At 39.3% G+C, this 12425-nt stretch carries 25 protein-coding genes; all 25 read left to right on the forward strand.

Annotated features, from left to right (window positions below):
- Nucleotides 1-24: 24 nt before the first annotated feature.
- The 25 genes from rplB (at nucleotide 25) to rplQ (ending at nucleotide 12411) form a co-directional block, all read left to right on the forward strand.
- Nucleotides 25-855 (forward strand): 50S ribosomal protein L2, encoded by an 831-nt coding sequence (rplB, locus tag RV15_RS12595; protein ID WP_071878399.1) that lies wholly within the window; start codon nucleotides 25-27, stop codon nucleotides 853-855.
- Nucleotides 856-897: 42 nt separating this feature from the next.
- Entirely contained in the window at nucleotides 898-1176 is a 279-nt protein-coding gene (gene rpsS / locus RV15_RS12600; protein ID WP_010761686.1) for a 30S ribosomal protein S19, read from the forward strand.
- Between the two features lie 21 nt (nucleotides 1177-1197).
- Complete coding sequence (rplV, locus tag RV15_RS12605; RefSeq protein WP_010761685.1) at nucleotides 1198-1545, forward strand: 50S ribosomal protein L22; 348 nt, start codon at nucleotides 1198-1200, stop codon at nucleotides 1543-1545.
- A 111-nt stretch (nucleotides 1546-1656) separates the two neighbouring features.
- Nucleotides 1657-2313 carry a 30S ribosomal protein S3 gene (gene rpsC, locus RV15_RS12610; protein WP_010766221.1) on the forward strand — a complete coding sequence of 219 codons (657 nt, stop codon included), beginning with the start codon at nucleotides 1657-1659 and terminating at the stop codon, nucleotides 2311-2313.
- 2 nt (nucleotides 2314-2315) lie between these two features.
- The gene (gene rplP, locus RV15_RS12615; RefSeq protein WP_002356208.1) at nucleotides 2316-2750 is read left to right on the forward strand and encodes a 50S ribosomal protein L16; all 435 of its coding nucleotides are present in this window, start codon (nucleotides 2316-2318) and stop codon (nucleotides 2748-2750) included.
- The gene (gene rpmC / locus RV15_RS12620) at nucleotides 2740-2928 is read left to right on the forward strand and encodes a 50S ribosomal protein L29 (protein ID WP_010761682.1); all 189 of its coding nucleotides are present in this window, start codon (nucleotides 2740-2742) and stop codon (nucleotides 2926-2928) included. The genes rplP and rpmC overlap by 11 nt, the downstream gene beginning before the upstream one ends.
- Before the next feature lie 23 nt (nucleotides 2929-2951).
- Nucleotides 2952-3218, forward strand: a complete 267-nt coding sequence (gene rpsQ / locus RV15_RS12625; protein WP_010761681.1) for a 30S ribosomal protein S17 — start codon at nucleotides 2952-2954, stop codon at nucleotides 3216-3218.
- Between the two features lie 59 nt (nucleotides 3219-3277).
- Nucleotides 3278-3646 (forward strand): 50S ribosomal protein L14, encoded by a 369-nt coding sequence (gene rplN / locus RV15_RS12630; protein ID WP_010761680.1) that lies wholly within the window; start codon nucleotides 3278-3280, stop codon nucleotides 3644-3646.
- 34 nt (nucleotides 3647-3680) lie between these two features.
- Nucleotides 3681-3989, forward strand: a complete 309-nt coding sequence (gene rplX, locus RV15_RS12635) for a 50S ribosomal protein L24 (protein WP_010761679.1) — start codon at nucleotides 3681-3683, stop codon at nucleotides 3987-3989.
- A gap of 26 nt (nucleotides 3990-4015) precedes the next feature.
- Nucleotides 4016-4555 (forward strand): 50S ribosomal protein L5, encoded by a 540-nt coding sequence (gene rplE, locus RV15_RS12640; RefSeq protein ID WP_071878400.1) that lies wholly within the window; start codon nucleotides 4016-4018, stop codon nucleotides 4553-4555.
- 18 nt (nucleotides 4556-4573) lie between these two features.
- The gene (locus tag RV15_RS12645) at nucleotides 4574-4759 is read left to right on the forward strand and encodes a type Z 30S ribosomal protein S14 (RefSeq protein WP_002356214.1); all 186 of its coding nucleotides are present in this window, start codon (nucleotides 4574-4576) and stop codon (nucleotides 4757-4759) included.
- Nucleotides 4760-4794: 35 nt separating this feature from the next.
- Nucleotides 4795-5193, forward strand: a complete 399-nt coding sequence (gene rpsH, locus RV15_RS12650) for a 30S ribosomal protein S8 (RefSeq protein WP_010761677.1) — start codon at nucleotides 4795-4797, stop codon at nucleotides 5191-5193.
- A 31-nt stretch (nucleotides 5194-5224) separates the two neighbouring features.
- Nucleotides 5225-5761, forward strand: a complete 537-nt coding sequence (rplF, locus tag RV15_RS12655; RefSeq protein ID WP_071878401.1) for a 50S ribosomal protein L6 — start codon at nucleotides 5225-5227, stop codon at nucleotides 5759-5761.
- Between the two features lie 96 nt (nucleotides 5762-5857).
- A complete protein-coding gene (gene rplR / locus RV15_RS12660) occupies nucleotides 5858-6214 on the forward strand; it encodes a 50S ribosomal protein L18 (protein WP_010761675.1) in 357 nt (118 codons plus the stop codon).
- A 20-nt stretch (nucleotides 6215-6234) separates the two neighbouring features.
- Nucleotides 6235-6735, forward strand: a complete 501-nt coding sequence (gene rpsE / locus RV15_RS12665; RefSeq protein ID WP_010761674.1) for a 30S ribosomal protein S5 — start codon at nucleotides 6235-6237, stop codon at nucleotides 6733-6735.
- Between the two features lie 13 nt (nucleotides 6736-6748).
- Entirely contained in the window at nucleotides 6749-6928 is a 180-nt protein-coding gene (gene rpmD / locus RV15_RS12670; protein WP_010761673.1) for a 50S ribosomal protein L30, read from the forward strand.
- Nucleotides 6929-6964: 36 nt separating this feature from the next.
- Nucleotides 6965-7408, forward strand: a complete 444-nt coding sequence (gene rplO, locus RV15_RS12675; RefSeq protein WP_025869791.1) for a 50S ribosomal protein L15 — start codon at nucleotides 6965-6967, stop codon at nucleotides 7406-7408.
- Nucleotides 7408-8706 carry a preprotein translocase subunit SecY gene (gene secY, locus RV15_RS12680; protein WP_071878402.1) on the forward strand — a complete coding sequence of 433 codons (1299 nt, stop codon included), beginning with the start codon at nucleotides 7408-7410 and terminating at the stop codon, nucleotides 8704-8706. Before rplO ends, secY begins: the two co-directional genes overlap by 1 nt.
- 200 nt (nucleotides 8707-8906) lie before the next feature.
- A complete protein-coding gene (locus tag RV15_RS12685) occupies nucleotides 8907-9557 on the forward strand; it encodes an adenylate kinase (protein ID WP_071878403.1) in 651 nt (216 codons plus the stop codon).
- Between the two features lie 194 nt (nucleotides 9558-9751).
- Complete coding sequence (gene infA / locus RV15_RS12690) at nucleotides 9752-9970, forward strand: translation initiation factor IF-1 (RefSeq protein WP_002356224.1); 219 nt, start codon at nucleotides 9752-9754, stop codon at nucleotides 9968-9970.
- Between the two features lie 32 nt (nucleotides 9971-10002).
- Nucleotides 10003-10119, forward strand: a complete 117-nt coding sequence (gene rpmJ / locus RV15_RS12695) for a 50S ribosomal protein L36 (RefSeq protein WP_002288710.1) — start codon at nucleotides 10003-10005, stop codon at nucleotides 10117-10119.
- A gap of 18 nt (nucleotides 10120-10137) precedes the next feature.
- On the forward strand, nucleotides 10138-10503 hold the full coding sequence (rpsM, locus tag RV15_RS12700; protein ID WP_010766211.1) for a 30S ribosomal protein S13: 366 nt from the start codon (nucleotides 10138-10140) through the stop codon (nucleotides 10501-10503).
- A gap of 27 nt (nucleotides 10504-10530) precedes the next feature.
- Nucleotides 10531-10920 (forward strand): 30S ribosomal protein S11, encoded by a 390-nt coding sequence (gene rpsK, locus RV15_RS12705; RefSeq protein ID WP_010761668.1) that lies wholly within the window; start codon nucleotides 10531-10533, stop codon nucleotides 10918-10920.
- A gap of 80 nt (nucleotides 10921-11000) precedes the next feature.
- Nucleotides 11001-11939, forward strand: coding sequence for a DNA-directed RNA polymerase subunit alpha (locus RV15_RS12710; protein ID WP_010761667.1), 939 nt, complete (start codon nucleotides 11001-11003; stop codon nucleotides 11937-11939).
- Between the two features lie 88 nt (nucleotides 11940-12027).
- Nucleotides 12028-12411, forward strand: a complete 384-nt coding sequence (gene rplQ, locus RV15_RS12715) for a 50S ribosomal protein L17 (protein WP_025869346.1) — start codon at nucleotides 12028-12030, stop codon at nucleotides 12409-12411.
- Nucleotides 12412-12425: the final 14 nt, after the last annotated feature.

Here is a 12425-nt window from a genome sequence, read left to right on the forward strand (position 1 = left end):
CTATTAAATGGGAGGGAAAAAGACGTGGCGATTAAAAAGTATAAACCTACCACAAATGGCCGTCGTAATATGACAGCATCTGATTTTGCTGAAATCACGACATCAACACCTGAAAAAACGTTGTTGGCGCCATTAAAAAACCATGCCGGTCGTAACAACAATGGTCGTATTACAGTTCGTCATCAAGGTGGCGGTCACAAACGTCAATACCGTATGATCGACTTCAAACGTAATAAAGATAACGTTGTAGCGGTTGTCAAAACTATCGAGTATGATCCAAACCGTTCTGCTAACATCGCGTTAGTACATTACGAAGATGGAATCAAAGCATACATTCTAGCACCAAAAGGATTGGAAGTAGGCATGCGCCTTGTTTCTGGTACTGATGCAGATATTAAAGTAGGGAACGCATTACCATTGGAAAACATTCCAGTCGGTACTGTTGTCCACAACATTGAAATGAAACCTGGTAAAGGCGGTCAATTGATTCGTTCTGCTGGAACAAGTGCACAAGTACTTGGTAAAGAAGGCAAATACGTATTGATTCGTTTGAACTCAGGCGAAGTTCGTATGATCTTAGCAACTTGCCGTGCAACTATCGGTGCTGTTGGTAACGAACAACACGAATTAATCAACATTGGTAAAGCTGGCCGCTCTCGTTGGATGCGTAAACGCCCAACAGTTCGTGGTAGCGTAATGAACCCGAATGATCACCCACACGGTGGTGGTGAAGGTAAACAACCGATTGGACGTAAAGCTCCAGTATCACCTTGGGGTCAACCAGCTATCGGCTTGAAAACTCGTAATAAAAGAGCTAAATCCGACAAATTTATCGTTCGTCGTCGTACTAAATAATTTTTTTGACCATGTGTCGTACATTTTGAGAGGAGGTTCACCATGGGTCGTAGTTTGAAAAAAGGACCTTTCGCTGATGAGCATTTAATGAAAAAAGTTGAAGCTCAACAAGGTGCCGAAAAGAAGAAAGTAATTAAAACTTGGTCTCGCCGTTCTACAATTTTTCCAACATTCGTTGGATTTACAATTGCCGTATATGATGGACGTAAACACGTTCCAGTATACATTCAAGAAGACATGGTAGGACATAAATTAGGTGAATTTGCACCAACTAGAACTTATCGTGGCCACGGAGCTGACGATAAGAAAACTAGACGTTAATTTTGAGGGGAGGAAATGCAAATGTCAGAACAAATTACATCAGCTAAGGCAACTGCTAAAACAGTTCGCACTTCACCTCGTAAAGCCCGTTTAGTAATCGATCTTATCAGAGGTAAAAGCGTTGCGGATGCAATTTCAATTTTGAAATTCATGCCAAACAAATCTGCTGGAATCATTGAAAAAGTTTTAATGTCAGCAGTTGCTAACGCAGAAAATAACTTTGACTTAGACGTTGAAAACTTAGTAGTATCTGAAGCATTTGTTAACGAAGGACCAACAATGAAACGCTTCCGTCCACGTGCAAAAGGTTCAGCATCACCAATTAACAAACGTACAAGTCATCTTACAGTAGTCGTATCAGAAAAATAATTCTGTTTTTAAACAGACGTCACTTAATAAGAGGAGGATCATTATCTTTGATACTGAGTATTAAAAGATAGTGACTACCGAACCTTAAAAGATTAAGAGGAGGGACAATCAGTGGGTCAAAAAGTACATCCAATAGGAATGCGTGTAGGCATCATCCGCGACTGGGATGCAAAATGGTATGCTGAAAAAGAGTATGCTGAGTTCTTGCACGAAGATTTAAGAATCCGTAAATTTATCGCGACAAAACTTGCTGATGCCGCTGTGTCTACAATTGAGATCGAGCGCGCTGCAAATCGTGTGAATATTTCAATCCACACAGCTAAACCAGGTATGGTTATCGGTAAAGGCGGATCTGAAGTCGAAAACCTAAGAAAATCATTAAATTCATTGACTGGTAAAAGAGTTCATATCAACATCATTGAAATCAAAAAACCAGATTTAGATGCAAAATTAGTAGGCGAAGGAATTGCACGTCAATTAGAAAACCGTGTTGCGTTCCGTCGTGCTCAAAAACAAGCGATCCAACGCACTATGCGTTCAGGCGCTAAAGGTATCAAAACACAAGTATCAGGTCGTTTAAACGGTGCTGATATTGCTCGTTCAGAAGGTTACTCTGAAGGTACAGTTCCACTTCACACTTTGCGTGCTGATATTGATTACGCATGGGAAGAAGCAGACACAACTTACGGAAAATTAGGAGTTAAAGTGTGGATTTACCGTGGAGAAATTCTTCCAACGAAAAAAAACACTGAGAAAGGAGGGAAATAATCATGTTAGTACCTAAACGTGTGAAACACCGTCGTGAATTTAGAGGTAAAATGCGTGGTGAAGCCAAAGGCGGAAAAGAAGTAGCATTTGGTGAATGGGGTTTACAAGCAACTGAATCTCACTGGATTACTAACCGTCAAATCGAAGCTGCCCGTATTGCTATGACTCGTTATATGAAACGTGGCGGGAAAGTATGGATTAAAATTTTCCCTCATAAATCATATACAAGTAAAGCTATCGGTGTTCGTATGGGTAAAGGTAAAGGGGCACCTGAAGGCTGGGTATCACCAGTTAAACGTGGTAAGATCATGTTTGAAATCGCAGGCGTACCTGAAGAAGTAGCTCGTGAAGCACTTCGTCTTGCATCCCACAAATTACCGGTGAAAACCAAAATTGTAAAACGTGAGGAAATGGGTGGTGAATCGAATGAAGGTTAAAGAAATCAGAGAATTAACCACTGCCGAAATGCTTGAAAAAGAAAAGCAATTCAAAGAAGAATTATTTAATCTTAGATTCCAACTAGCAACAGGTCAATTAGAAAACACTGCACGTATTCAAGAAGTACGTCAATCGATTGCACGCATCAAAACAGTATTGCGTGAACAAGCTAACTAATAGTGGAAGGAGGCCAAACGCGTATGACTGAAGAAAGAAATCAACGCAAAGTTTACCAAGGTCGTGTTGTTTCAGACAAAATGGATAAAACTATCACAGTTGTCGTAGAAACAAAGAAAAACCATCCTATTTATGGTAAACGTATGAAATATTCTAAGAAATACAAAGCTCATGATGAAAACAACACTGCAAAAGTTGGAGACATCGTAAGAATCATGGAAACTCGTCCATTATCAGCTACAAAACGTTTCCGTTTACTAGAGGTAGTCGAAGAAGCAGTTATTATCTAATAAAAACGAGATTTTCCTATATAGATTGAAACATAAAATCTGAAAGGGGGATACACATCGTGATCCAACAAGAAAGCCGATTAAAAGTCGCAGATAACTCAGGTGCTCGTGAAATCTTAACGATTAAAGTACTAGGTGGTTCTGGACGTAAAACTGCTAATATTGGTGACGTGATTGTTGCTACGGTTAAACATGCAACGCCAGGTGGGGTTGTCAAAAAAGGTGAAGTCGTAAAAGCCGTTATCGTTCGTACTAAATCAGGAGCTCGTCGTACAGACGGTTCATACATTAAATTTGATGAAAATGCTGCTGTAATTATTCGTGATGATAAGAGCCCGCGTGGAACTCGTATCTTCGGTCCTGTTGCACGTGAATTACGTGAAAACAACTTCATGAAGATCGTTTCTCTAGCACCAGAAGTATTATAATCAGGACACGTATCAAAGGAGGTGCGAAACAGTAATGTTTGTTAAAAAAGGCGATAAAGTGAAAATTATCACTGGCAAAGACAAAAATAAAGAAGGCGTTGTATTAGCAGCGTTTCCTAAAAAAGACAAAGTCATCGTTGAAGGTGTTAACATCATGAAAAAACACCAAAAACCAAATCAAGCAGCGCCGCAAGGCGGAATCCTAGAAGTCGAAGCGCCGATTCATGTTTCTAATGTAATGGTGATTGACGGAACAGGTGTAGCTGGTCGTGTAGGTTACAAAGAAGTCGATGGTAAAAAAGTCCGTGTTTCTAAAAAAACCGGTGAAGTCTTAGATAAATAGATTAAAAGGAAGGAGGGGCTTACTAAATGAACCGCCTGAAAGAAAAGTATATTAAAGAAATTACTCCATCATTAGTGGAAAAATTTAATTATAGTTCAGTTATGCAAACGCCAAAAGTTGATAAGATCGTTATTAACATGGGTGTGGGTGACGCTGTTTCAAACGCAAAAAATTTAGATAAAGCAGTTGAAGAATTAGCATTGATCACAGGTCAAAAACCATTGATCACTAAAGCTAAGAAATCAATCGCTGGTTTCCGTTTACGTGAAGGAATGCCAATCGGTGCGAAAGTTACTTTACGCGGAGAAAGAATGTACGAATTTTTAGATAAATTAGTATCTGTTTCTCTACCTCGTGTACGTGACTTCCACGGAGTAAGCAAAAAAGCCTTTGACGGACGTGGTAACTATACTTTAGGTGTTAAAGAACAATTAATCTTCCCAGAAGTTGATTATGATTTAGTAGATAAAGTACGCGGTATGGACATCGTTATTGTAACAACAGCAAACACAGATGAAGAATCTCGTGAATTGTTGGCACAATTAGGTATGCCATTCCAAAAATAATAAAAGGAGGCGAACTACGTGGCTAAAAAATCAATGATTGCTAAAAACAAACGCCCTGCAAAACATTCAACACAAGCATATACTCGTTGTGAACGTTGCGGACGTCCACATTCAGTTTATCGTAAATTTCATCTTTGCCGTATTTGCTTCCGCGAACTTGCCTATAAAGGTCAAATTCCCGGCGTGAAGAAAGCTAGCTGGTAAACAAGTAAACTCGCATAAAGGAGGTAAATAGTTCAATGGTCATGACAGATCCAATTGCAGATTTTCTAACGCGCATTCGTAATGCAAACATGGTTAAACATGAAAGCTTAGAAGTGCCTGCGTCAAAAATCAAACGTGATATCGCTGAAATCCTGAAACGTGAAGGTTTCGTACGCGATGTAGAATATATCGAAGATGACAAACAAGGCGTGATTCGTGTTTTCCTTAAATACGGTAAAAACGAAGAACGTGTTATCACAAACTTAAAACGTATTTCTAAACCAGGTTTACGTGCTTATGTCAAATCTGACGAAGTACCTAAAGTATTGAATGGTCTAGGAATCGCGATTATCTCTACTTCTGAAGGTGTTGTAACTGATAAAGAAGCAAGAGCTAAAAACATCGGCGGCGAAGTAATCGCCTACGTATGGTAATTTAAAAAAACACACAAGGAGGTGTCTCTAAGTGAGCCGTATTGGTAATAAAATCGTTGTACTTCCTGCTGGCGTCGAAGTCAAACAAGAAGGAAACAACATTACTGTAAAAGGACCTAAAGGTGAATTAACACGTGAATTTTCTGCTGATATCACAATGAATATCGAAGGAAACGAAGTAACATTCACTCGTCCAAATGATAGCAAAGACATGAAAACAATCCACGGAACAACTCGTGCGAACTTCAACAACATGGTTGTTGGTGTAAGTACAGGCTTTGAAAAAGGTCTTGAACTTATCGGGGTTGGGTACCGTGCTCAAATGCAAGGGACTACATTAGTTCTTAACGTTGGGTATTCTCATCCAGTAGAAATCACACCACCAGCTGGTGTAACTGTAGAAGTACCTTCGAATACACAAGTTATTGTTAAAGGCGCTAACAAAGAACACGTTGGTGAATTAGCAGCAAATATTCGTGGTACTCGTCCTCCAGAACCTTATAAAGGCAAAGGAATCCGTTATGTTGGCGAATTCGTACGTCGTAAAGAAGGTAAAACTGGTAAATAATAGCAACTTGAGAGTTATTTTTCAACTACGTTTGGAAAATAACGATCCGTTGTCTATCGCAGCTTAATAGCTAGCAAATATAAAGAGGTGACAATTGTGATTACAAAACCAGATAAAAACAAAACACGTCAAAAGAGACATCGTCGTGTACGTAACAAAATCTCTGGTACTGCTGAGTGCCCACGCTTGAACGTATTCCGTTCTAACAAAAACATCTACGCGCAAATCATTGATGACGTAGCGGGTGTAACGCTAGCAAGTGCCTCTGCCTTAGATAAAGAAATTTCAGGTGGAAACAAAACAGAAACAGCCGCAGCTGTTGGTAAATTAATCGCTGAACGTGCCGCTGAAAAAGGCGTTAAAGTAGTAGTCTTTGACCGTGGTGGATACCTTTACCATGGCCGCGTGCAAGCTTTAGCTGAAGCAGCGCGTGAAAATGGACTAGAATTTTAGGAGAAGGAGGAACACCATTCATGGTTTATATTGATCCAAAACACTTGGAATTAGAAGACCGCGTGGTTTCTATCAACCGTGTAACTAAAGTTGTTAAAGGTGGACGTCGTCTACGCTTTGCGGCACTAGTTGTTGTGGGAGATAAAAACGGTCACGTTGGCTTTGGGACTGGTAAAGCACAAGAAGTGCCAGAAGCAATCCGTAAAGCAATCGAAGACGCGAAGAAAAACTTAGTTGAAGTGCCTATGGTTGGTTCTAGTATCCCTCACGAAGTGATCGGGGTATTTGGTGGTGGCCGTATCCTTATGAAACCTGCAGTAGAAGGTTCTGGGGTAGCCGCTGGTGGACCAGTTCGTGCCGTATTGGAATTAGCTGGTGTAGCAGATATTACATCAAAATCATTAGGTTCAAATACACCAATCAACGTTGTTCGCGCAACAGTTGAAGGGTTAAAACAATTAAAACGTGCCGAAGAAGTGGCAGCACTTCGCGGTAAATCTGTAGAAGAAATCTTAGGATAAGGAGGACAAAATAATGGCTGAATTAAAAGTTACATTAAAACGCAGCGTTATCGGACGTCCTCAAAACCAAAAAGATACAGTTAAAGCACTAGGTTTAGGTAAACTAAACAGCTCTGTTGTGAAACCTGCGAACGAAGCAATCAAAGGTATGATCAACACTGTGTCACATTTAGTGGACGTTGAAGAAGTTTAATTTACAATAGTACATTGTTAAGGAGGTGCCAAACCAATGAAACTTCATGAATTACAACCTGCTGAAGGTTCACGCCAAGTACGTAACCGTGTTGGACGTGGTACTTCATCTGGTAATGGTAAAACTGCTGGACGCGGTCAAAAAGGTCAAAAAGCTCGTTCAGGCGGTGGTGTAAGACTAGGATTCGAAGGGGGTCAAACTCCATTATTCCGTCGTTTACCAAAACGCGGCTTCACGAACATCAACCGTAAAGATTATGCAGTCATCAACTTAGATGTCTTAAATCGTTTCGAAGATGGAACTGAAGTAACACCTGCAGGCTTGATCGAAGCTGGAATCGTGAAAAACGAAAAAGCTGGAATCAAAGTTCTTGCCAATGGTGAATTAACAACTAAAAAATTAACTGTGAAAGCAGCTAAATTCTCTAAAGCAGCAGAAGAAGCAATTGTTGCAGCTGGTGGATCAATCGAGGTGATCTAATGTTTAAACTATTAAAAGATGCTTTTAAAGTCAAAGACATTAGATCAAAAATTTTGTTTACTGTATTCATTCTTTTTGTATTTCGTTTAGGTGCACATATAACTGTACCTGGCGTAAATGCAAAAGGTTTGCAAGACTTAAGCAATTTACCATTTTTAAACATGTTGAATATGGTCAGTGGTAGTGCGATGCAAAACTTCTCTATCTTCTCGATGGGAGTTTCGCCATACATTACAGCATCGATCATTATCCAACTATTACAAATGGACATCGTTCCTAAATTTGTAGAATGGTCAAAGCAAGGTGAAGTTGGACGTAAAAAATTGAATCAAGCGACAAGATACCTAACGATTTTCTTAGGTATTGCCCAATCTGTTGGGATTACTGCTGGATTTCAACAATTAAGTTCAGTTGGGATCGTAAAAAATCCTAATATGAGCACCTATGCAATGATTGCTGTGATTTTAACTGGTGGAACAATGTTTGTTACTTGGTTAGGGGAACAAATTACTGAAAAAGGGATCGGAAATGGGGTTTCAATGATTATCTTTGCGGGGATTATTTCTCGCTTACCAGAAGGTATCAAAGAAATCACTGAGGATTACTTTATCAATATTGAATCTTCTAGAATTTGGCAATCTGTGATTTTTATTGTGATTTTGATTATTGCAATTTTAGCTGTTGTTACATTAGTAACATTTTTCCAGCAAGCAGAACGAAAAATTCCAATCCAATATACAAAACGTGTTTCTGGTGCGCCAACTAGTAGTTATTTACCGTTAAAAGTAAATGCTGCAGGGGTTATCCCAGTTATCTTTGCAAGTTCATTGATTGCAACGCCGAATGCTGTTTTACAAGCCTTCTCTAAAAGCTATGCTGGTGAAGGTTGGTATGATGTAATGACACAGATTTTTAGTTACAATACCGTTCCAGGTGCAATTATTTATACTGTACTGATCGTCGCTTTCACATTCTTCTACGCTTTTGTTCAAGTTAACCCTGAGAAATTAGCGGAAAACTTGCAAAAACAAGGAAGCTATATCCCAAGCGTACGACCAGGTAAAGGGACAGAAGAATATATTTCTGGAATGTTAATGAGACTAAGTGTTGTCGGTTCTATTTTCCTAGGTCTAGTTGCCTTACTGCCGATCATTGCGCAAATGATTTGGAAGTTACCGCAATCTATAGGTCTTGGAGGAACAAGCTTACTGATTGTGATTGGTGTTGCATTAGAAACGGCAAAACAATTAGAAGGTTTAATGTTGAAACGTCAATATGTTGGCTTTATCAATAAGTAGGAGTCGTGTGTTGAGGATTCATCCCTCAGCACATAAACGGCGGGACAGAAGCAGCTCCTTCGGAAATAATCTGAAGTTCACTAAAATTTTCAATTTTGGGGAATTCCCTCTTATTTCTCGGAGCTAGACACTTCCGTCGCGACCTTAACTCTCGCTAGGCTAGCTTCAAAAGCCAGCCTTTAAAATTAGGAGGAAATGAAATGAACCTCATTTTAATGGGATTGCCTGGAGCAGGCAAAGGAACTCAAGCTGAACAGATCGTGGATACTTATGGTATTCCGCATATTTCTACAGGAGATATGTTCCGTGCAGCGATGAAAAACGAAACTGCTCTTGGCTTAGAAGCGAAATCTTATATCGATAAAGGTGCTTTGGTTCCTGACGATGTAACAAATGGAATTGTCAAAGAACGTTTGGCTGAACCTGATACTGATAAAGGTTTTTTATTAGATGGTTTTCCACGGACTTTGGATCAAGCAGAAGCATTAGATAAAATGTTAGTAGAATTAAATAAAAAAATTGATGCTGTCATCGACATCCATGTTGAAGAAGAAATTTTGGTGGAACGCTTAGCTGGTCGGTTTATCTGCCGCTCGTGTGGCGCTACTTACCATAAGATTTTCAATCCTCCTACTGTAGAAGGAACATGTGATCGTTGCGGCGGACATGAATTTTATCAAAGAGAAGATGACAAGCCTGAAACGGTCAAAAACCGTCTGGCAGTCAACATCAAAGGCAGTGCGCCAATTTTAGATTTTTATAAAGCTAAAAACGTATTGCATACAATAGATGGGAATCGCGAGATCGATACTGTTTTTTCAGAAGTGAAAGAAATCATTGGAAAAAAATAGTTTTCTGATTAGCCGCAAGCTTACCATTTGTGTTTGATTCAGATTCTCTTGCCAAATAGAATAGTTTATGATAGAATATATCAGTCCGACTTCTACCTTTTTGTAGAGGTTTAATTGAAAATTCTAGGTGGGGGCTGAAGTTTCCGCCATTTTATCGTGTGAAAATGCGAAACAAGTACAAGGAGGTACTGTGCGTGGCTAAAGAAGATATGATTGAAGTCGAAGGTACAGTCGTCGAAACTTTGCCGAATGCAATGTTTAAAGTTGAACTAGAAAATGGACACCAAGTTCTTGCTACTGTTTCCGGTAAGATTCGTATGCATTATATTCGTATTTTACCTGGAGATAAAGTAACTGTAGAGTTATCTCCATATGATTTAACTCGTGGTCGAATCACTTATCGCTTTAAATAATTGTACTCCGTAAAATTCAGGGAGGTATTATCATGAAAGTAAGACCATCAGTAAAACCAATGTGTGAACATTGTAAAGTAATTCGCCGTAAAGGACGTGTTATGGTCATTTGCCCAGCAAATCCAAAACATAAACAACGTCAAGGATAATAGGAGGTGTAACGTAGAATGGCTCGTATTGCAGGAGTAGACATCCCTCGTGATAAACGTGTAGTGATTTCCCTTACTTACATTTTTGGTATTGGTAACACTACTGCTAAAAAAGTTTTAGCAAACGTTGGCGTATCTGAAGATATTCGCGTTCGTGACTTAACAAACGAACAAACAGATGCTATCCGTGCGGAAATTGATAAGTTAAAAATTGAAGGTGATCTTCGTCGTGAAGTGAACTTGAACATCAAACGCTTGATGGAAATCGGTTCATACCGTGGTATCCGTCACCGTCGTGGATTACCAACTCGTGGACAAAACACGAAAAACAATGCACGTACTCGTAAAGGCCCAGCTCGTACTGTAGCAGGCAAGAAAAAATAATTCCTAAGTGAAGGAGGTTAGATCTTCATGGCAGCAAAAAAAGTTAGTCGTAAACGCCGTGTGAAAAAGAATATAGAAACTGGGATTGCACATATCCATTCTACATTCAACAATACAATTGTAATGATCACTGACAGTCATGGTAATGCATTAGCATGGTCATCTGCAGGTTCATTAGGTTTTAAAGGAAGCAAAAAATCAACACCGTTTGCAGCTCAAATGGCCGCAGAAGCTGCAACTAAAGCAGCACAAGAACACGGACTTAAAACTGTTGATGTAACAGTTAAAGGACCTGGTTCTGGACGTGAAGCAGCGATTCGTTCATTGCAAGCAACAGGTTTAGAAGTGACTGCAATTCGTGACGTGACTCCAGTTCCTCATAATGGATGCCGCCCTCCAAAACGCCGTCGTGTTTAATGAGTGCCACTCATTCTGAGTTTGAATTAAGAACGTCATTGAACAAGACACTTTTCGTTTTGAAAGGGGTATAGATAAGAATGATTGAATTTGAAAAACCAAGAATCGAAAAAATTGATGAGAATAGAGATTATGGCAAGTTCGTCGTTGAACCACTGGAAAGAGGTTACGGGACTACTTTAGGCAATTCTCTACGTCGTATTTTATTATCTTCTCTACCAGGAGCTGCTATTACCAATATTCAAATCGATGGTGTGTTGCATGAATTCTCTACCATTAAAGGTGTAAGAGAAGACGTAACTCAAATTATTTTGAATATCAAAGGCTTAGCATTAAAGCTTTATGCAGAAGAAGAAAAAACCCTTGAGATCGATATTACAGGACCTGCTACAGTAACTGCTGGCGATATTATCGTCGACAGCGATGTTGAGATCTTGAATAAAGATTTAATTATCTGTAGTGTCTCTGAAGGAGCTACTTTCCATGCTCGCTTAACAGTGAAACCTGGTCGTGGCTATGTTCAAGCAGACGAAAACAAAAAGGAAGATATGCCGATTGGTGTTCTACCTGTTGATTCCATCTATACGCCAGTTCGTCGTGTGAACTACCAAGTAGAAAACACTCGTGTTGGTCGTCGTGATGATTTCGACAAATTAACAATGGAAATATGGACTGATGGTTCAATCATTCCTCAAGAAGCCCTTAGCTTAGCTGCTAAGATTATGACGGAACATTTAGACATCTTTGTTAACCTTACTGATGAAGCGAAAAATGCTGAAATCATGGTTGAAAAAGAAGAAACACAAAAAGAAAAAATGTTAGAAATGACCATCGAAGAATTAGACTTGTCTGTTCGTTCATATAACTGTTTAAAACGTGCAGGTATTAACACTGTACAAGAACTTACAAATAAATCTGAACCAGAAATGATCAAAGTACGTAATTTAGGTCGTAAATCTCTTGAAGAGGTTAAACTAAAACTACATGATTTAGGTTTAGGCTTACGTAAAGACGATTAATACTCTTTACGAAGGATGCTAGCTCGACTTATTATTTAGTTTTTTAGTCGAACTTGTATACGAAACTTAGTGAAGGAGGAAAACCAACGTGGGTTATCGTAAATTAGGACGCACATCAAGCCAACGTAAGGCAATGTTGCGTGACTTAACTACTGATTTAATTATCAATGAACGTATCGTTACGACTGAAGCTCGTGCGAAAGAAATCCGTTCGACTACAGAAAAAATGATTACTTTAGGCAAACGTGGAGATCTTCATGCCCGTCGTCAAGCAGCTACTTATGTTCGTAATGAAGTTGCTAGCGTACGTGAAGAAAACGAAGCAATCGTTGTTGAATCAGCTTTACAAAAGTTATTCAATGATCTTGCACCTCGTTACGCAGAACGCCAAGGTGGTTACACTCGTATCTTGAAGACAGAACCAAGACGCGGAGATGCAGCACCAATGGTAATTATCGAATTTGTTAAATAATCAAACTATACCGT

Origin of the sequence: Enterococcus silesiacus, from assembly GCF_001886225.1 — a bacterium.
Lineage (GTDB): Bacteria > Bacillota > Bacilli > Lactobacillales > Enterococcaceae > Enterococcus_L > Enterococcus_L silesiacus.

What these genes read in the sequence shown, in the direction of transcription:
- rpsH (WP_010761677.1), top strand. Translation starts at nt 4,795, where the DNA reads ATGGTCATGACAGATCCAATTGCAGATTTTCTAACGCGCATTCGTAAT.
- rplO (WP_025869791.1), top strand. Translation starts at nt 6,965, where the DNA reads ATGAAACTTCATGAATTACAACCTGCTGAAGGTTCACGCCAAGTACGT.
- secY (WP_071878402.1), top strand. Translation starts at nt 7,408, where the DNA reads ATGTTTAAACTATTAAAAGATGCTTTTAAAGTCAAAGACATTAGATCA.
- RV15_RS12685 (WP_071878403.1), top strand. Translation starts at nt 8,907, where the DNA reads ATGAACCTCATTTTAATGGGATTGCCTGGAGCAGGCAAAGGAACTCAA.
- rpsK (WP_010761668.1), top strand. Translation starts at nt 10,531, where the DNA reads ATGGCAGCAAAAAAAGTTAGTCGTAAACGCCGTGTGAAAAAGAATATA.
- rpsM (WP_010766211.1), top strand. Translation starts at nt 10,138, where the DNA reads ATGGCTCGTATTGCAGGAGTAGACATCCCTCGTGATAAACGTGTAGTG.
- rplV (WP_010761685.1), top strand. Translation starts at nt 1,198, where the DNA reads ATGTCAGAACAAATTACATCAGCTAAGGCAACTGCTAAAACAGTTCGC.
- RV15_RS12710 (WP_010761667.1), top strand. Translation starts at nt 11,001, where the DNA reads ATGATTGAATTTGAAAAACCAAGAATCGAAAAAATTGATGAGAATAGA.
- rpmC (WP_010761682.1), top strand. Translation starts at nt 2,740, where the DNA reads ATGAAGGTTAAAGAAATCAGAGAATTAACCACTGCCGAAATGCTTGAA.
- rpsE (WP_010761674.1), top strand. Translation starts at nt 6,235, where the DNA reads ATGGTTTATATTGATCCAAAACACTTGGAATTAGAAGACCGCGTGGTT.
- rpsQ (WP_010761681.1), top strand. Translation starts at nt 2,952, where the DNA reads ATGACTGAAGAAAGAAATCAACGCAAAGTTTACCAAGGTCGTGTTGTT.
- rpmJ (WP_002288710.1), top strand. Translation starts at nt 10,003, where the DNA reads ATGAAAGTAAGACCATCAGTAAAACCAATGTGTGAACATTGTAAAGTA.
- rplE (WP_071878400.1), top strand. Translation starts at nt 4,016, where the DNA reads ATGAACCGCCTGAAAGAAAAGTATATTAAAGAAATTACTCCATCATTA.
- rpmD (WP_010761673.1), top strand. Translation starts at nt 6,749, where the DNA reads ATGGCTGAATTAAAAGTTACATTAAAACGCAGCGTTATCGGACGTCCT.
- rpsS (WP_010761686.1), top strand. Translation starts at nt 898, where the DNA reads ATGGGTCGTAGTTTGAAAAAAGGACCTTTCGCTGATGAGCATTTAATG.
- rplX (WP_010761679.1), top strand. Translation starts at nt 3,681, where the DNA reads ATGTTTGTTAAAAAAGGCGATAAAGTGAAAATTATCACTGGCAAAGAC.
- rplP (WP_002356208.1), top strand. Translation starts at nt 2,316, where the DNA reads ATGTTAGTACCTAAACGTGTGAAACACCGTCGTGAATTTAGAGGTAAA.